General features: G+C 44.4%; 15 protein-coding genes and 1 pseudogene. 11 read left to right on the top strand and 5 right to left on the bottom strand.

All coding sequences use genetic code 11. The annotated features are described in order from the left end of the window. Positions 1–272: 272 nt before the first annotated feature. Positions 273–758 carry a hypothetical protein gene (locus JGK20_RS07470; protein ID WP_293186578.1) on the top strand — a complete coding sequence of 162 codons (486 nt, stop codon included), beginning with the start codon at positions 273–275 and terminating at the stop codon, positions 756–758. A gap of 50 nt (positions 759–808) precedes the next feature. Here the strand turns inward: JGK20_RS07470 and JGK20_RS07465 are convergent, their stop codons facing one another. Next, positions 809–934 (bottom strand): hypothetical protein, encoded by a 126-nt coding sequence (locus JGK20_RS07465; protein ID WP_293150229.1) that lies wholly within the window; start codon positions 932–934, stop codon positions 809–811. On the opposite strand from JGK20_RS07465, the gene JGK20_RS07460 reads away from it, so the two are divergent. The 6 genes from JGK20_RS07460 to JGK20_RS07435 all read left to right on the top strand — a co-directional run bounded on the left by JGK20_RS07460 (position 927) and on the right by JGK20_RS07435 (position 7516). After that, positions 927–2900 (top strand): carbamoyltransferase, encoded by a 1974-nt coding sequence (locus JGK20_RS07460; RefSeq protein WP_293190517.1) that lies wholly within the window; start codon positions 927–929, stop codon positions 2898–2900. The two genes, JGK20_RS07465 and JGK20_RS07460, sit on opposite strands and share 8 nt — an antisense overlap. A 132-nt stretch (positions 2901–3032) precedes the next feature. Next, the gene (locus tag JGK20_RS07455; RefSeq protein WP_293186575.1) at positions 3033–3440 is read left to right on the top strand and encodes an SxtJ family membrane protein; all 408 of its coding nucleotides are present in this window, start codon (positions 3033–3035) and stop codon (positions 3438–3440) included. Continuing rightward, on the top strand, positions 3441–3605 hold the full coding sequence (locus JGK20_RS07450) for a DUF5989 family protein (RefSeq protein WP_190734603.1): 165 nt from the start codon (positions 3441–3443) through the stop codon (positions 3603–3605). A 4-nt stretch (positions 3606–3609) separates the two neighbouring features. Beyond that, positions 3610–4836 carry an SGNH/GDSL hydrolase family protein gene (locus JGK20_RS07445; RefSeq protein WP_293186573.1) on the top strand — a complete coding sequence of 409 codons (1227 nt, stop codon included), beginning with the start codon at positions 3610–3612 and terminating at the stop codon, positions 4834–4836. A gap of 19 nt (positions 4837–4855) precedes the next feature. Further along, positions 4856–6178, top strand: a complete 1323-nt coding sequence (locus tag JGK20_RS07440; RefSeq protein WP_293186571.1) for a hypothetical protein — start codon at positions 4856–4858, stop codon at positions 6176–6178. Positions 6179–6184: 6 nt separating this feature from the next. Further along, positions 6185–7516, top strand: coding sequence for a hypothetical protein (locus tag JGK20_RS07435; protein WP_293229944.1), 1332 nt, complete (start codon positions 6185–6187; stop codon positions 7514–7516). Between the two features lie 276 nt (positions 7517–7792). Here the strand turns inward: JGK20_RS07435 and JGK20_RS07430 are convergent, their stop codons facing one another. Continuing rightward, positions 7793–9124 (bottom strand): hemolysin family protein, encoded by a 1332-nt coding sequence (locus JGK20_RS07430; RefSeq protein WP_293229941.1) that lies wholly within the window; start codon positions 9122–9124, stop codon positions 7793–7795. A gap of 424 nt (positions 9125–9548) precedes the next feature. Here JGK20_RS07430 and JGK20_RS07425 point away from each other — a divergent pair. The 4 genes and pseudogenes from JGK20_RS07425 to JGK20_RS07410 all read left to right on the top strand — a co-directional run bounded on the left by JGK20_RS07425 (position 9549) and on the right by JGK20_RS07410 (position 14634). Further along, a pseudogene (locus JGK20_RS07425) lies at positions 9549–12997 on the top strand (transcription-repair coupling factor). A gap of 120 nt (positions 12998–13117) precedes the next feature. After that, positions 13118–13783: an S-layer homology domain-containing protein gene (locus JGK20_RS07420; protein WP_293186565.1), complete on the top strand. Its 666-nt coding sequence runs from the start codon at positions 13118–13120 to the stop codon at positions 13781–13783. 208 nt (positions 13784–13991) lie between these two features. Further along, entirely contained in the window at positions 13992–14273 is a 282-nt protein-coding gene (locus tag JGK20_RS34450) for a pentapeptide repeat-containing protein (protein ID WP_325314724.1), read from the top strand. A gap of 109 nt (positions 14274–14382) precedes the next feature. Continuing rightward, positions 14383–14634 carry a pentapeptide repeat-containing protein gene (locus JGK20_RS07410; protein ID WP_293229938.1) on the top strand — a complete coding sequence of 84 codons (252 nt, stop codon included), beginning with the start codon at positions 14383–14385 and terminating at the stop codon, positions 14632–14634. A 28-nt stretch (positions 14635–14662) separates the two neighbouring features. Here the strand turns inward: JGK20_RS07410 and JGK20_RS07405 are convergent, their stop codons facing one another. From JGK20_RS07405 to JGK20_RS07395, 3 genes are all read right to left on the bottom strand, one after another. Next, entirely contained in the window at positions 14663–15541 is an 879-nt protein-coding gene (locus JGK20_RS07405) for an adenylate/guanylate cyclase domain-containing protein (RefSeq protein WP_293229935.1), read from the bottom strand. Positions 15542–16033: 492 nt separating this feature from the next. Beyond that, positions 16034–16618 carry a PepSY domain-containing protein gene (locus tag JGK20_RS07400; protein ID WP_293229932.1) on the bottom strand — a complete coding sequence of 195 codons (585 nt, stop codon included), beginning with the start codon at positions 16616–16618 and terminating at the stop codon, positions 16034–16036. A gap of 194 nt (positions 16619–16812) precedes the next feature. After that, positions 16813–17679 carry a hypothetical protein gene (locus JGK20_RS07395; RefSeq protein ID WP_293212693.1) on the bottom strand — a complete coding sequence of 289 codons (867 nt, stop codon included), beginning with the start codon at positions 17677–17679 and terminating at the stop codon, positions 16813–16815. Positions 17680–17707: the final 28 nt, after the last annotated feature.

Here is a 17707-nt window from a genome sequence, read left to right as displayed (position 1 = left end):
TTAAGCGCTCTTTTCCACAATCTCCGAAAGAGCGCTCAAGCGCAACTACGTACCTTAAGATTTGGACTGAAGTCCGATTAGCGCTCTTTTGCAAAATCTACAAAAGAGCGCTCAAGCGCAACTACGTACCTTAATTTTGGAGTTAAGTCCGATTAGCACTCTTTTGCAAAATCTACGAAAGAGCGCTGAAGCGCAACTACATACCTTACGATCGCACCTATTCATCTGTACTCTGTTAAGATCGCTCAATATCTTGACAAGCAACCCGATCCATGCAGACTCTCAAACCATCAACCCGACCTTTCAACCATCAAGATACATATCCCTGCCCTGTCTGTCGCACCGGTCAAATTTCCACCATGCCGATGATGGAAGCCCTCGGTTGCAACTTCTGCCAGCACATTTTTACCGCTAGCGAAGAAAGACAATCGCTGAAAATGGCCGATCGCCAACCGCCCGTAACATGGCACTGGGACGGCAAAAAATGGATAGGAGCGCACCTCGAAGGCACAGAATTCGGATGGTCTTATTTTGCCGCCGCGATCGGTCTAGTCTTCCTTCCCACCACCTTGCTCGGACTTTCAGCTTACTATTTTCCTCCGGTTCCCGGCAGCCGTTTGTCGTGGTTCCCCGCAGCTTGGACGGGTTTAGCTTTTTTGTCCCATTTAGGCATAGTGCTGTGGTTGGTAGCTGAATTTTATCAATTTCCGGTGGGCACTTACTTCAGAGCTTGGGCGCGCAGGATTCGCCGGCGCTAGCTGGATGCTGTCAAAGAGCCGATCGACCTCAGCCGCCCACCAGCATCAATTCAGCTAAAATTAGAGGCGATCGCAAAACTCAACTCCAAATCTGCACCACTAAAGCTATAATCGTTAGCTATTCTAAATACATCTGATACGAGCGCATAGCGATTTGTGAGGAGAGCGATGAACATACTTGGAATCTCGGCGTACTACCACGACAGCGCCGCCGCCTTAATTCGCGATGGAGAAATTATCGCCGCAGCGCAGGAAGAAAGATTTTCCCGCAAAAAGCACGACGCCAGATTTCCCAAGAATGCGATCGCCTATTGCCTAAAAGAAGCGAACATAGAATTGCGGGAACTCGATCGCATAGTCTTTTACGACAAACCATTAGTCAAATTTGAGCGCCTGCTAGAAACTTACCTAGCCTACGCACCCAAAGGTTTTCGCTCTTTCCTCACCGCCATGCCCATCTGGCTGAAAGAAAAGCTTTACCTCAAAACCATGCTCAAAAGAGAGCTCGCAGAAATGGCAAACTGCAAAAGCAATAAACTGCCATCTCTGCTATTTACTGAACACCACCAATCCCACGCAGCCTCAGCATTTTTCCCCAGCCCCTTCCAAAAAGCCGCCGTTTTGTGCCTCGACGGCGTAGGCGAATGGGCAACAACCTCAGTCTGGCTAGGAGACGGAAACCAACTCACACCTCAGTGGGAAATCGATTTTCCCCACTCCTTGGGCTTGCTTTATTCAGCTTTCACCTATTACACAGGCTTCAAAGTCAACTCTGGTGAATACAAACTCATGGGTTTAGCGCCCTACGGCGAACCCAAGTATGTAGACAAAATTCTCACCCATTTAATCGACCTCAAAGATGACGGAACTTTCCGTTTAGACATGGATTATTTCAACTACACTGTTGGCTTAACCATGACAAATCAAAAATTTGACGAACTGTTTGAAGGGCCGCCACGCACAGCAGAAGGAAAATTAACTCAGCGGGAAATGGACATTGCAGCATCCATTCAAGTTGTTACAGAAGAAGTTGTTTTGCGGCTGTGCAGAACAGTTAAAAAAGAATTGGATGTAGATTATCTTTGTCTTGCCGGCGGTGTTGCTCTTAACTGCGTTGCTAACGGCCGACTCTTGCGGGAAGGTATTTTCAAAGATATTTGGATTCAACCTGCCGCAGGAGATGCTGGCGGTGCTTTGGGCGCAGCTTTGGCGATTTGGTATCAGTATTGCGAACAAACTCGTACTGTTGCTGATGAGCTACTCGCAGTAAATAAGATTAAGGAGGAGAGGACTGAAGTCCTTACTACGAAGGAGGAGGAAAGGACTGAAGTCCTTACTACAAACCAAGCTGTGGCGACTGTGGCGAAGTCTGTGGCTCATTTAACTTGTCACGACAAAATGCGCGGTTCCTATTTGGGGCCAAGATATACTGACACAGAAATTCAGGAATATTTGGATGCTGTCAAAGCTAGCTATCATCGATTGGACGATGCCGAATTGATGCCACAGTTGGCGGAAATTTTGGAACAGGGAAACGTCGTCGGATGGTTCCAAGGGCGGATGGAATTTGGGCCGCGGGCTCTGGGCGGGCGATCGATTATTGGCGATCCCCGCAATGCTAAAATGCAATCCGTGATGAACCTGAAAATTAAATATCGGGAATCATTTCGACCTTTTGCACCCTCAATCTTAGCCGAACGAGTTGCGGATTATTTCGAGATTGACCATTCTAGCCCTTATATGCTATTGGTTGCTCCAGTCAAAGCCAGTCTCCGCATTCCCATGACAGCGGAACAACAAGAATTGTTTGGCATTGAAAAGCTTAACATTCCGCGATCGGAAATTCCGTCTGTTACCCACGTCGATTACTCGGCTCGCATCCAAACCGTTCACAAAGAAACCAATCCTCGGTACTATGACTTAATCAGTCATTTTGAAGAGCGATCGGGATGTTCGATTTTAGTAAATACTTCATTCAACGTCCGAGGCGAACCAATTGTTTGCACTCCTGAGGATGCTTACCGCTGTTTCATGCGAACCGAAATGGATTATCTGGTTTTAGAGAATTTCTTAATTCCTAAATCGGAACAAATACCTTGGAAACAAGACGAAGCTTGGAAAAATGAATTTGAACTAGATTAGTTATTAGTTATTGGTTATTTGTTATTGGTTATTTGTGATTTGTTGGTGTTAATGACTGATAAATGACTAATACCTAATACCTAATGCCCAATGCCCAATGCCCAATGCCCAATGCCCCATTCCCAATTTCTAATGAGCGACGAAATAAAAAAACTCGATAAAAAAGGCCTGCGCGATTTCGGCCTGCTAATTGGCGGCTTAATTGCAGTGCTGTTCGGTTTAGCAGTACCTTTGCTGCGGCGCGATTCTATACCTTGGTGGCCCTGGGCGATCGGCGCAGTGCTAATTGTGTTAGCATTGGCTGCGCCGAAATCGCTCAATCCCATTTACCACGGGTGGATGTGGTTTGGACTTACCCTCAACAAAATCGAAACGCCGATCGTGCTGGGGATAGTTTTTTACCTGATAATTTGGCCGATGGGAGTTATCAAAGGCATATTTGGCGAAGATGCAATGCGGCGCAAACTAAATCCCAAAATGGATACTTACCGCGTCCCGAGTAAAGCAAGAACAAAAGTTAGCATGGAGCGTCCTTTCTAAGTGTTTGAATCAACATTAGACTTTCTCAAAGATTTGTGGGCGTTTATGAAGGAACGCCAAAAATATTGGTTGCTACCATTAATTGTGACTTTAGTCTTTTTAGGAGCTTTGATTGTATTGAGTCAGGGTTCTGTAATTGCTCCGTTTATTTATACCCTGTTTTGAAAGAATGAGCAAGTTGAAGAATTTGGGTGTCAATTTAGGTTTGACACTCGGCGGTTTATTAATGGGGGTGGTAATCGGTGAAATTGGATTGCGAGTTGCTAGAGTTGAGGGCTACCCAAAAATAGGAGATGTTGTAGACTCCGCGCCAACTCGTTTCCACACTTCCGATCGCGATTTGGGTTGGAAGCTCAAACCCGGTGTGTCCGGCGAGTGGAATGGGGAAGGTGTAAGTTTTGTACAGGTGAATAGTGACGGTTTGCGCGATCGCGAACACACCAAAACCAAACCTCCCAATACCTTGCGCGTCGCAGTTTTAGGCGACTCTTTCACCGAAGCAATTCAGGTACCAGTCGAACAAACTTTCTGGTCAAAATTAGAACGAAAGCTAGGTAACTGCGGCGCCGTTAAGGGACGCAAAAAAGTTGAGGTCATCAATTTCGGCGTTCAGGGTTACGGTACCGCTCAAGAATTGATGATGCTGCGGAAAAAAGTATGGGATTACAGTCCTGATATTGTAGTCCTGGCATTTTTTATTGGCAATGATGTAATTAACAATTCCCCGCAACTGGAATACGACCATTATCGACCATTTTTTGTTTACGATGCTAGCGGCAAGTTAGTACCAGATATGTCTTTTCGCAATCTGCCGCCGATCGCTCGCAACGAAAGAGCAGTTTCTTTTGTAGATAGAATGCCCAGTTTTTTGGTCAACAATTCCCGCATCTTGCAGGTGATTAAAAAGGTAGATTTAGATAGGAAAAAGCGGCAGTTATCTGGAGATTTTACCGCTTTGAGCAGCCAAAACTTCAATCCACCTCAGGATGCAGTTTGGAAAGATGCCTGGAGGGTGACAGAGGGTTTAATCGTGACAATGCGGAATGAAGTCGTGCAGAAAAAAGCTGATTTCTTGGTTGTGACAATTGGCGATCCGATGCAAGTTCTCGGGGATGTCAAAGTCCGAAAAGATTTGATGACAAAGCACAACATTCAGGATTTATATTATCCCGACAGGCGGCTGGAAAAATTGGGCGAGCGCGAGGGTTTTCGGGTACTGAATTTAGCCGAACAGTTCAAAGGCTATACAGAAAAATATCAAGTCTGCGCCCACGGTTTTGATAATTCTATACCCTGTGGGGGTCACTGGAACGAACTCGGACACCGACTGGCCAGCATCCTGATCAACAGAAATCTGTGCGAAAATTTGCAACAGTCTCAAGTACCAAAAAAATAACCGCAATCAGTCAAATTTCATGAAAGATTCAACGCCACTCCAAAAAGGCAAAAATATATTAACTTTAATCGCCGTCAATTTGGCGATCGCCTTTATTTGTCTGGAAGCTTTGTCCCTAGCTTTTTACTTTATCAACCAAAAGCAGTTTTTTTATACCAGAACCAAAGCCAAAGAAAAAGTAGTCGAAGATATTGAACGTATCGGCATTAGACTAGATGAATCTATCGTAGAAAGACTCCACCCGTTTTTTGGCTACGTTCTCAAACAAGGTGCTTTTACCAATGAAAGATTAAAGTTAAAAGTCAACAGACACGGGTTTTTTTCCCTGTACGAATATCCCTTTATTAAAACCAATAAAAAACAATTTATTATCGGAGTTTTTGGCGGTTCAGTCGCCAACAACTTTGCAGTAGATGAGTATATAAATCAAAGATTGTCTAAAAAATTGCAGAGTTATCCAGAATTTGCCGATCGCGAAATTCGCATTTTAAATTTTGGCAACGGCGGCTACAAACAGCCCCAGCAATTATTGATTTTAAATTATTTTCTGGCTTTGGGTCAAGAGTTAGATTTAGTCATCAATATTGACGGTTTTAACGAAGTAGCACTGTCAAATTTAAACAACAAAGCCCAACTAGAAATAGGAATGCCCAGCGTCCAGCACCTACAGCCGCTGACAAGTTTAGCAAGCAATGTGTCGCCGGAAGTGATGAGTTCCATCGTCGAAATTAACGAAAACAAAAAACAATTGAAAGCAGGTATTGACAAATTGCAAAATTGTCAACTTGCCTTGTGTCACGCCGTTACCTCGCTGAGAGTGAAACAATTAGTCAACAATTACCAGCAAGCCGTTGTCAAGTACGACGCGCAAGTCAAACAAACCAACTCAGACAGCGTAAATAGCGGTATAGTCTACATTCCCAAAGCTGAGTCTGTATTGCAAGAGGCTGCTGCTTTTGAGAAAATGGCCTCGATTTGGTACGAATCGTCGATCGGCATGAATCAAATTTTATCGAGTAGAAACATTAAATATTTTCACTTTATCCAGCCCAACCAGTATTATCCAACTAAACGAGTGTTTACCGCCAAGGAAAAGGAAATTGCCATCAGCAAAGACAGCCCGTACATCGCAGGAGTAAACAAAGGTTATCCGGTGCTGTTGTCCAAAGTCGATGATTTGCAGAAGGCTCAGGTTAATGTGTTTAGTGCCGTAAATATTTTGGACAATACAAAAGATACTGTTTACAAAGATGCTTGCTGTCACTATAATTCAGTGGGAGAGGAAGTATTGGCAAACTATATTTCCAGTTCCATCATTAAAGTAGTAAGAAAGTCTAAATAAATATTTATGAAAGATTTGAAGTTAATTAACAAAGGCCAAGAAATCCTCAAAATTACTTTGATTAACTTGGCGCTTTTACTTGTTTTCCTAGAACTCGGTTCCTTGGGATGGTATTTTGTCAAGCACAAGCAATTTTTCTATACGAGAGAAAAGGCGCAAGATAAGTCGGCTTTAGGAATTAATTTAGAAGGAGTGCGTCTGAATCAGTCTATTGTCGAAAGGTTTCATCCTTTCTTTGGGTTTATTCAAAAACCCAGCGCTGATTTTCGACCTGGTTTTAAGGTGAACAACTACGGATTTATCTCTCCTTACGATTACCCTTTTAAAAAGTTTAAAAAAAATCAATTTGTGATCGGAATTTTTGGCGGTTCCGTGGCTTCAGATTTTTCTATATTTCAAATTCAAAACAAAATTTTACCTCAATACCTAAAACAGGTTCCCGGTTTACAGGACAAAGAATTTATAATTTTGTCTTTTGCTACAGGCGGTTACAAACAGCCGCAACAGTTATTAATTTTAAACTATTTTTTGGCCTTAGGTCAAGAATTAGATCTAGTAGTCAATATAGATGGCTTTAATGAAGTAGCACTTTCTAATTTAAACAATAAAAATCAGATTAATCTGGCGATGCCGAGCATTCAGCACATTTCGCCGCTGACTAGCTTGGCGAATAATAGCCTTTCTACCAAGGCTTTGCAAGCAACTATTAGAATCAAAGAAAATAAAACTAAGATTAATGAGGGTTTGGAAAGTTTGCAACACTGCTCTTTAGCTGCGTGCGATGCTTTGACTTCTGTGTACGTTCAAAATTTAGTCAACAATTATCGAAGAGATGTGATTGCCTTTGAAAAAGAACGCAGCAAAACTCAGCAAGATGACGAGGGTAGTGTGATGTATATTAATAAAAATAAGTCTGTTTTAGAGGATGGTGCAGCTTTTGAACAAATGGCGTGGAATTGGGCAAAAAGTTCAATTTTTATGCACAAAGTGCTGTCGGCTAGCAATGTTCCTTATTTTCATGTCCTCCAGCCGAATCAATATTATCAGACAAAAAGGGTGTTTAGCGATGCCGAGAAGCGGATTGCTTTTAATAAAGATACTCCTTATGCTAAGGCTGTGGAAATTGGATATCCGGCTCTTTTGGGTAAGTTTCCTAATTTACAAAAAAATAAGATTAATATTTTGAATGGGGTGAAGGTGTTCGATAAGACTAAAGATGTTGTTTATGTAGATAGCTGCTGTCATTACAATAAAACTGGAGAGGTAATTTTTAGCAATTATGTGGGTAGTTCTATTGTGGAAGCTTTGCGGAAGGATGAAAGAAAAAAGAAGAAGTGATATTATGTCCAGTTGATTTATTATTGATTGTACAATTTGCGAGCTCGTAGGGGCGGGTTCACCAACAAGATATAACGATAACCAACAATATATAAAAACCCGCCCCACTCTCACGAATAATTCACATCAACCTGATATTTATATTTAATTTCTAAATGTAGGTGATGATTCATCGTTGGGTGGGGGCGGGTTTTTGAGATTGTTTGTTTCCGGCGATGATGGTTGGTGAACCCGCCCCTACGGGTATTATGTCCATGGATTAAAATTACATGGATTTTAGGTTTTTGGTTGGGTTTTAGGTCGATCGCCCGTGGATTCGATCGGCATTACCAAGATCTTATCAACTCGGTTTCCGTCCATATCGACGACTTCGACGCGCAAGCCGTTCCATTCAAAATGCTCTGCCGCCGCCGGAATTTTACCCAAATTTGTAATCACAAAACCGCCCATTGTGTGGTAACTTCCCCTATTTTCTAAAGAGACTTCTTCAATTCCAAACAGTTCAAAGAAATTCTCAACCGGCAGCATTCCGTCTAACAGCCAAGAACCATCTTCGCGCTGCACGGCTTGCGGTTCGTCGGCATCTTCAATCGAGGGAAAGTCGCCAACTAATTCGACTAAAATGTCGTTGACTGTCACTAATCCTTGAATGACACCGTATTCATCTACTACCAAGGCAAGTTGATTGCTAGATTGCTTGAAAAGCTCTAAGACTTTTAAACCGCGCGTACTTTCGGGTACAAATAAAGGTCTCCGCAAAGAAGCACTTAAATCGAGGGGTTGACCGGTCAAAGTTCTCGACAGCATATCTGTAACGTGTACTAAACCGACAACGTTGTCGAGTCCGCCCTGACAAACGGGAAACCGGGAATGACCGCTGCCAAGCATTTTTTGGCGGTTTTCTTCAACTGAATCGTCCAAATCTAGCCAGGTCAGATCGGGGCGGGGAGTCATTAAAGCGCTGACTCGCCGATCGCCTAAACGGAACACTCTTTCTACCATGTCCTGTTCGGCTTCTTCAAAGGTTCCCGCCTCGGTTCCTTGCTCTATTAAAACTTTAATTTCTTCTTCTGTAACTTGCGGTTCTGTCGAGGGCGATATCCTCATCAGCCGCATCACCAAGTCAGTGGAATAACTTAACAGATAAACCGCAGGAGCACCAATTTTGGAGAGCATTCGCATGGGAATTGCTACGCTTGAGGCGATCGGCTCAGGGTTGTTGAGGGCCAACCGCTTCGGCACGAGTTCGCCGATAATTAAGGTCAGATAAGTGATCGTTAAAACTGCGATGACTGAGGCGATCGGCTGAGCATAGGGCGCTAAAGCCGGTATCAAGCGCAACAGAGGCTCTACTCTTCTAGAAATTGTGGTTTCTCCGAAAGCGCCTGACAGGATAGCCAGCAGCGTAATTCCGATTTGAACAGTCGGCAAGAACTGATTGGGGGCATTAGCCAGATCCAAAGCTACACGGGCATTCGTCGAACCCTGGTTAGCCATCTGTTGCAGTCTCACTTTCCGTACTGAGATGATGGCCATCTCTGACATCACAAACAAGGCGTTGAGGAAAATCAGCAGGAGAACAATCAGAAGGTCGATACTTGAGGACATTTCTAAAATATTGGTGGTAACGGCAAGCGCAGTCCGGTTAGTCGATTTTAGATTTTAGATTTTAGATTGACTCCACAGATAAATCTGGGGGCTGAAACTAAGGTCTAAATTTTGGGACTCTCCATCCACGACGGGTGTCGAAAACTTGTATCCGTCTTTGGGTAACGCAACAGGAGAGACCCGGAAGCTGCCAATCTCGATCGCAAAAATCGAAATTGTTGTCAACCTGTCCCTAGATTAACGGAACGGGCTCATTTCGATCGCAAGTTCCAGATATTCAGACAAGGCTTCTAGTAGAAATCTACCCGCAGTAGAGTTGAACTGCCAACAGCCGATCGAGACAATGATAGATGTTTGTCGTACAATCGAACTTACTAGGCAGCGGGGAAGATCCTTCGCCCATCGGGATAAAAACTAACAGCCCATGACTTTCTCTTCGATAATTCGGACATTGGGGCGATCGCCCCTAGCCACAGAACTTCTCAACAAGCTCAAACGGCATCACTGTTTGCAACTGAACGGTATCGCCCGCTTACCAAAAGGTTTAGTAGCTTCCGCCCTCGCACAACAAGAGGGGCGAAACCTATTAGCCGTGACAGCAACTCTGGAAGAAGCCGGCCGCTGGGTAGCTCAATTAGAGGCGATGGGTTGGCAAACCGTACATTTTTACCCAACTTCGGAAGCTTCGCCCTACGAGCTATCTTACTCCGACGAGAACGAAATGACCTGGGGGCAAATGCAGGTTCTGGCGGATTTGGTGGATCGGGAACAAAAAACGGCCAATTCCTCAAAGCCGATCGCAATTGTAGCTACAGAAAGAGCTCTCCAGCCTCACTTGCCGCCTAGAAGTGCCTTTGAACCCTACTGTCTGACGCTGAAACGAGGCGAAGTTCAAGACTCAAAGATACTTGACCGCCAACTTGCCTCCATGGGGTACGATCGGGTGACTTTGGTGGAAACGGAGGGCCAGTGGAGTCGCCGGGGGGATATTGTCGATGTGTTTCCGGTGGCGGCGGAGTTGCCGGTACGGCTGGAATGGTTCGGGGATACTTTGGATCAACTGCGCGAGTTCGATCCGTCGAACCAGCGATCGCTCGATAAGGTCGATCGATTAGTTTTAACTCCTACTAGCTTTAACGCAATTATTAAGGCAGTTTTAGCTGAAAATAATCTTGACAAAACAAACCAAATAGACTCTGTTGATATAGAAAATGAAGCAGAAAAATATGTCCGCAGGCTGTTAGGTTTAGCCTTCGAGAAACCAGCTTGTTTGTTGGATTATTTGCCAGAAAATACTTTAGTTGTAGTTGACGAACCGCAAGGATGTGAAGGCCACAGCGACCGCTGGTTTGAAAATGCCCAGGAACAATGGGAAAGTTGCAATCGGGAATCAGAAGTTGTTGATGGTGAAACGCCAAGATTGCCAATTGCTAATCTGAAGGTTCCGAAAATTCACCGCACTTTTGCGGAATCGATCGCAGATGTCGCAGCTTTTGACAGGCTAGAACTTTCAGAATTAGCAGAAGATTCTACTACTCAAAAAATTAAAAGCTCCTCCGGGGGCGAGCAGCTACCGCCTGCGGTTAATTTGTCCAGCAGGCCAGTGCCGGTGATGCCTCACCAATTCGCGAAGCTGTCTCAAATGCTCCGGGAAGAGCGCGATCGCGGTTTTACGGTGTTTCTGGTTTCGGCTCAACCGAGTCGATCGGTCTCTCTGCTGTCGGAACACGACTGTCCGGCTCAGTTTGTGGTGAATCCACGCGATTTTTTGGCGATCGACAAGTTGCAGTTGCAGCACATTCCGGTTGCTTTGAAGTACAGCGGGCTGGCAGAGTTGGAAGGGTTTATTCTGCCGACTTTTCGGATTGTTTTAATTACCGATCGAGAATTCTACGGTCAGCATTCTCTCGCTACATTTAGCTACGTCCGCAAGCGCCGCCGCGCCGCTTCTAAAAAGGTTGACCCGAACAAGCTCAGTCCGGGGGATTATGTGGTGCACCGCCAGCACGGAGTGGGCAAGTTTCTCAAGTTGGAACGCTTGACGATCGATCGGGAAACTCGCGAATATTTGGTGTTGCAATACGCTGACGGTACTCTGAGAGTCGCGGCGGATCAATTGGGCGCGCTGTCGCGGTTTCGGACTGTCGGCGATAAAGTGCCGGATCTCAACAAGTTGACTGGTCAAACTTGGGAAAAAACTAAAGCAAAAGTTCGCAAAGCTGTTAAGAAAGTAGCAGTAGATTTGCTGAATCTTTACGCAAAAAGAGCTAAGCAACAGGGTTATGCTTTTCCTCCTGATATGCCTTGGCAGCAAGAGTTAGAGGATTCTTTCCCGTACCAACCAACGCCGGATCAGTTGAAGGCTACTCTGGATGTGAAACGCGACATGGAGGGCGATCGACCGATGGATCGCTTGGTCTGCGGCGATGTCGGTTTTGGCAAGACGGAAGTTGCTCTAAGAGCTATTTTTAAGGCAATTACAGCGGGCAAGCAGGTGGCTTTGCTCGCGCCGACGACAATTTTGACCCAACAGCACTATCACACGCTCTCAGAGCGTTTTTCGCCTTATCCGATCGAAGTTGGTTTGCTCAATCGCTTCCGCACAGAAACTGAACGCCGGGAAATTCACAAACGCCTAGCAACTGGGGAGTTAGACGTGATTGTCGGTACTCAGTCTGTTTTGAGTAAAGCGATTAAATTTCGGGATTTGGGTTTGTTTATATGTCTCTATCGGGGATTCGGGAGATGAGTTTGATTGCGACTCCGCCGCCCAGCCGCCGCCCGATTCAGACTCATTTGGCCCCCTACGATTTGGAGGTGGTGCGGACTGCAATTCGTCAAGAGTTGGACAGGGGCGGTCAAGTTTTTTATGTTGTACCTCGGATTGAGGGGATTGATGAGTTGGCGGATACGTTGCAAACAATGGTTCCGGGGGCGAGAATTGCGATCGCCCACGGTCAAATGGATGCTGCGGAACTAGAATCGATCATGCTGACTTTCAGTGCGGCAGAGTTTGATATTTTGGTGTGCACTACGATTATTGAGTCGGGTTTGGATATTCCGCGCGTCAATACAATCTTGATTGAGGACGCGCAGAAGTTTGGTTTGGGTCAGTTGTACCAGTTGCGGGGACGGGTGGGACGCGCGGGGATTCAAGCTCACGCTTGGCTGTTTTATCCCAAGCAGAACCAACTGTCGGATGCTGCAAGGCAGCGGCTGCGGGCAATTCAAGAGTTCGCGCAGTTGGGATCGGGCTATCAGTTGGCTGTCCGGGATATGGAAATTCGGGGCTCTGGTGATGTGTTGGGTACGGAACAGTCTGGTCAAATGGAGGCGATCGGTTTTGATTTATATGCTGAAATGTTAGAGGAGGCGATTCGCGAAATTAAGGGTCAGGAAATTCCCAAGGTTGAGGATGCACAAATCGACCTCAGTTTGACGGCGTTTATTCCTGCCGATTATATTGGAGATCTGGATCAAAAGATGAGCGCTTATCGGTCTGTGGCTTCTGCGAATACTCTCGAAGAGTTGCAACAGATTCGGGCCGATTGGTGCGATCGTTACGGGCAGATTCCTCTACCAGCGCAGCAACTAATTCGTGTTGTCGAACTCAAACAAATCGCCAAGCAAATCGGTTTTTCTCGGATTAAACCGGAAAATAAGCAGCACATTGTTTTGGAAACGCCGATGGAGGAGCCTGCTTGGAATTTGCTCAAGGCTAATTTGCCCGAACATCTACATTCTCGTTTTGTCTACAGCAAGGGGAAGGTTACTATTCGCGGAATGGCTGTTTTGAGCGCCGAAAAGCAGTTGGATAATTTGATTGATTGGTTGGGTAAAATGCAGGGCGCTTTGCCGGAAGCAAAGATTTGATTTTAATATGAAATCCCGCTATTTAGCCGGCGGTCGAAATCTCAGAATCATACCGATGGAACCGGAGAAAATATTGCTGCTGCTTTAATAATTGTTTGAGCAGCACAAAGGATTAAAATCGTGAAAAAGTTAGTCTGTGTTTTTTTTGCGATCGCGCTAGCGCAAGGAGTGCCAACGGTGGTTCAATCTCAACAAATAATTGACCCGATCGACCGGGTTGTCAATGCAGGATTGATGAATAAAGATTCTAGCGGCAATTTTAATGCTGAAAGCATTATCAGTCGCGCCGATTTGGCGGTAATTTTACTGAAAACTTTTGGTTTGGAACGGCGGAAAACAGCTCAGAAACCGGATATGGAATTGCCCGACGTACCTAAAAGCTACTGGGCTTACAGTGCGATTCAAACTGCTTTGAAAACGGGAACTATGAGTGGATATCGCGACGGAATGTTTTTCCCAAATCAAAGGGTGACTCGCGCTGAGGCTTTGGCGATTTTTGCTCAAGCTTATGGGGTTTTTCAGTTTCCAGACGCCACCGTTGCCGAGATTTTAGCTAGGTATCCAGATGCAGGGGAAATTCCTAGTTGGGCTAGAAAGTCTATGGCTACTGCACTGTATGAAGGGTTTGTGAATCTTGAAGTCGGAACTAATGCAATTAATCCTTTGAAGCCGATGACTCGCGGTAATATCGCTTACGCTTTGAGCAAGTATTTGGAGCGGCAGGTAAGACCAACTTCTTTGCCTGTCCCGAACGAGGAGCCACCAAATCGGGGGATGGGAAGGTAAATATAGTAAGTTTCATTTGCCTGAGAATCGGTAATTGGTAATTGAGAAGGCCATAGCTCATTCAATTAAAAATTGCTAAGCTGTTCGACATTCAAAATGCACTATTTGTGTGCCAGATCCCATACTGTAAGGGGTTGAGGCAATAAATTTAAATGACTAACAGCTTATAGCAATCCTAACTGAGATGTGAACACAAATATGATAAAATATAAAAAAACTAAGTGCGATCGGGCAACCAAAAACTCCCCAACCACCCAAAAAAGACGACCCCAAAAACCTCGGTTACGTCTCACCCGAATTTGCCGAAAAGGTATCCCAACAGGAAATTGACCAAATCAACGCCAACGTCGAAACCCTGCTCCTAACTAAAAGCTGCATCCGCTGCGACCTCCGAGGTGTAAAATTAGTTAACCTCACCTTAAAAAATCCGATCGTTACAGGAGCAGACTTATCAGATGCTAACCTCAGCGGAGGTACTTTCGAGATATAGCGGTTCTCAGAAAGATGAGGTATGTTGTTGGGCTTCAGCCCTCTTGGTTTAAGCGGTTATATAAGCTGTCAGTCATACCTCATCTTTTTGAGAAAGGCTATAGCAGATTTTGTCAACACTAACCCTAGCAAGCACTGATTTAAGTGGCTCAGTTTTAATAGGAGCGAGAATCAGCAATAGTAATTTTAGGAAAGCTAACTTGACCAATACTAATTTAGACGGTGCAGACTTGCGCTTTTCCGACTTGAGAGATGCCAATCTTTCTAATGCGAACCTCCGCAATGCGAACATGGATGGTGCTAGTCTCGATCGAGCAAGTATGGCAGGAACCACCATGTCCGATGGTCGAAAAAATCAATAATATTAAATTCGTCATTCCTGACGGCTAGCTATATTAACCACCATGCAATTAAAGCTGCTGTCTTACCTTTCGCCACTATCGGTTCGCAAGGTTCCACCGTTAGACGTTGTGACATCCCTTGATAAACAGCATCAGAAATAGTAATTGCACCACCAGGCGTGGCACTTTCTAAGCGTTTTGCTGTATTGACAACATCACCAATCACCGTATAAGTCCGAACATCTGCACCGCCAAATAGCCCTTCAATAACGCTCCCGCAATGCACTCCGCATCCCGCACCAATTCCATATAATTCAAGCATTTCTAAAGCAGCTTTACTCATAGATTTAGCCGCAGCAATTCCCTGCTGTGGCGTAGCATAAATCGCCATAATTTCATCGGCTGTAAAAGTTATTCTTAAAGGCTGAAACTTGGCGGCGGCTGGTTCAACACAACGGTAATATTCATTGATAACCGCTGCAACTGTCTCAGGGGAAGTTTTTTCGCACCAACTTGTAAAACCGCGAATATCCATAAATAAAATCGTGCGATCGCACTTTTGAAAAGCCAAACCTGCTGGATTATTAAGCGCTGTGTCTACTACATGACTTCCCATCCCCCATTCTGCCATGTTTCCCAGTAGTTGAGCTGTTTTTTGTAGCTGCTTTCTCTGTTTGACAATCTGTACCGACTGCAACCCTAAAAGCAAACCGATAAACACCATACTCCAAGTAAGAAACCAGTGCGTTGCCGTCCGCGAAAATGTCACTATCAATTCTAAATTAGCAATTAAATATTGAGACTTAATCCCAATCACAACATAAAAAGCTACCACCATCAGAGCCCTTACCAAACTTTCCAGTGGAATCAGCCAATCATCAATACCCTTAGCCCAATGGAATCGCAATCCTTGCAAAGTAGCAATCATCAGAGAAAATAACCAAAAGACAACGTGACTAGGATTTTGGAAAAAATCTACCAACGCAGATCAGGTTTCCCCAAAAACGGTGGCATTTCGAGTTCGACAGATACCAAGCCTGAACAAGCATTGCTACTATTAGTAAATATTCAGTTGGATCTGTGATAAATTTGAACAAACCAGCTAATATCAAGTCTGATAAACTCTTCAGAATTAAAAAATGGCCGCTGTTACTTAATACTTCACTGAGAAATGCACTGGTGCGACTTCCTTGTAGCCGACTTTCCCATACAATTTTTGATTTAAGACTTGATTTGGCCGTTTCAATACTTCTATTTTTCATCTTAATTAAAGGTCCCCAAAAAAGATGCAACTGTAGAGAGAATTAAAACCACGATATTCATCAGTTATCCCCGAAAAACAAATCTATTAGACATCTCCCATAATTATTGTGGAACAGGCATCCTGCCTGTTCTTCAGAGGCTTTTTGGGAGATGTATATTAGCTATCTTCCTCTGTTGTTTGCTGGCGGCGTTTCCGAAAAATACCAGTCATATTGATTCCTGTTACCAGCAGCAAAATCACACCCAAACCCACCAAAAACACATAGATTGGCATCAAAAAATCTCCCAAATATTCTCCTTGGTGGATATTCAGAAAAACTTTTCCTACCTCTTTTGGCATCTTAAACCAACTTCTGCCAACTCGATAGATTACACCTGTGACTGTACTCACTGCTAAAGGCAAGACAATAATCGGTGTAGCAATACGGTGAACCTTACGAAAATCAAGTTTAGCACCCGGTCTTTCAGGGCGTGTGCCACCAAAAAATTTGGTCATCGTCAAACCAGTAACTATCAGCCCAATCACTCCCAAAGCCAGGAAAAGCACATAAAATGGTCTGAGTTCCTTTCCGAGATAGCTTCCTTGGTGAATATTCATAAAAATCTCAGCAGCATCACCTTCTATGCCTAACCAATCTTCTCCCAGCCGATAGGCAACTCCCGTTATGGCTGTTAAGAGTAAAGGGATGAAAATAATCGGTGCAACTTGGCGGTGAAGTTTGCGAAAGTTAGCGCTAGCCATCTATTTATTCTCCTATTTTTCAGATGTTTTGTTGTTTACAAATCAGATATTCTTGGACGCACGAGTAGGCAGAAACCGGGTTTTTTTGCGAAAATATTTCGTTGTCACCCGCAGATTCGGTAAAAAACCCGGTTTCTTTGGTCAAAGTGGGTAATTCATGTTGCAAAAAAACGGTTTTAGCGCCAGTATTACAATTAGGAATAAGTGAAATTAGTCGCGTTAATATTTCCAGCATTAACTCCTTTCAAGACTGCCAAATATTGACCAGTGCCTGCTATCCTCAACAGAGTATCGCTAGCATAAATTTCTGTTCCTTGAGTGATATTAATGTTAGAAAATCCTAAGCCATCTTTCAGCTTCAGTATGTCTGCGCCTTTTTGAAAGTCCGTGATGATATCAGCGATATCGAGAGTATTTGTAGCCGATCGCCCTTCCAGCTCAAATAAATCCGAACCCATACCGCCGGTCAGAATATCTTGACCCTTCCCTCCTTCGAGAATATCATTGCCTGCACCGCCATCAAGCGTGTCTTGACCCTTGCCTCCTTCTAGTTTATCGTTGCCGCTGTTGCCGCTCAAAATATCATTGCCATTGCGTCCTTTTAAAGAAACATTATTACCAGGAATTCCTGTCAGGATGTCGTTACCATCTGTACCTTTAATTTCATTCTGATAGAAATTGCCGCCGCTTTCGTATCCCTGAGAGCTGATAGACAAACTGTTTATAACTGGGGTATAACTGGAAGAAGCAACAGGTTGATTGACAGAAAACCCCATCTCGTAACCGCTTTCACCACCGCTTTCGTAGCCAGAATTGCTGTTACTAATATTGTAACGGCTGTCATTCCCACTTTCGTAGCCAGAATTGCTATTACTAATGTTGTAACGGCTGTCATTCCCGCTTTCGTAGCCAGAATTGCTGTTACCACTTTCACCGCTTTCGCCACTTTCCCCAATTGAGAGTTGGTATCTCTCCGATGATGCTCGATCGACATCGATAGAATTGTCTTGTGTCACATAAGACTGTCCCACACCTGTCCAAATTTTAGTTTGGTTGCTCATCTTTTAGATCCTGGTTGTTTAACTCATT

The organism is Microcoleus sp. PH2017_05_CCC_O_A, from assembly GCF_020738785.1.
In the GTDB taxonomy this organism is placed as follows: Bacteria; Cyanobacteriota; Cyanobacteriia; order Cyanobacteriales; family Microcoleaceae; genus Microcoleus.
The sequence above is the reverse complement of the archived record's forward strand: the minus strand, read 5'-3'. Positions and strand labels throughout refer to the sequence as shown.

Excerpts from the sequence above, each read along its gene's own strand:
- JGK20_RS07470 (WP_293186578.1), top strand. The coding sequence starts at position 273 with ATGCAGACTCTCAAACCATCAACCCGACCTTTCAACCATCAAGATACA.
- JGK20_RS07460 (WP_293190517.1), top strand. The coding sequence starts at position 927 with ATGAACATACTTGGAATCTCGGCGTACTACCACGACAGCGCCGCCGCC.
- JGK20_RS07465 (WP_293150229.1), bottom strand. The coding sequence starts at position 934 with ATGTTCATCGCTCTCCTCACAAATCGCTATGCGCTCGTATCAGATGTA.
- JGK20_RS07455 (WP_293186575.1), top strand. The coding sequence starts at position 3,033 with ATGAGCGACGAAATAAAAAAACTCGATAAAAAAGGCCTGCGCGATTTC.
- JGK20_RS07445 (WP_293186573.1), top strand. The coding sequence starts at position 3,610 with ATGAGCAAGTTGAAGAATTTGGGTGTCAATTTAGGTTTGACACTCGGC.
- JGK20_RS07440 (WP_293186571.1), top strand. The coding sequence starts at position 4,856 with ATGAAAGATTCAACGCCACTCCAAAAAGGCAAAAATATATTAACTTTA.
- JGK20_RS07435 (WP_293229944.1), top strand. The coding sequence starts at position 6,185 with ATGAAAGATTTGAAGTTAATTAACAAAGGCCAAGAAATCCTCAAAATT.
- JGK20_RS07430 (WP_293229941.1), bottom strand. The coding sequence starts at position 9,124 with ATGTCCTCAAGTATCGACCTTCTGATTGTTCTCCTGCTGATTTTCCTC.
- JGK20_RS07405 (WP_293229935.1), bottom strand. The coding sequence starts at position 15,541 with ATGATTGCTACTTTGCAAGGATTGCGATTCCATTGGGCTAAGGGTATT.
- JGK20_RS07400 (WP_293229932.1), bottom strand. The coding sequence starts at position 16,618 with ATGGCTAGCGCTAACTTTCGCAAACTTCACCGCCAAGTTGCACCGATT.
- JGK20_RS07395 (WP_293212693.1), bottom strand. The coding sequence starts at position 17,679 with ATGAGCAACCAAACTAAAATTTGGACAGGTGTGGGACAGTCTTATGTG.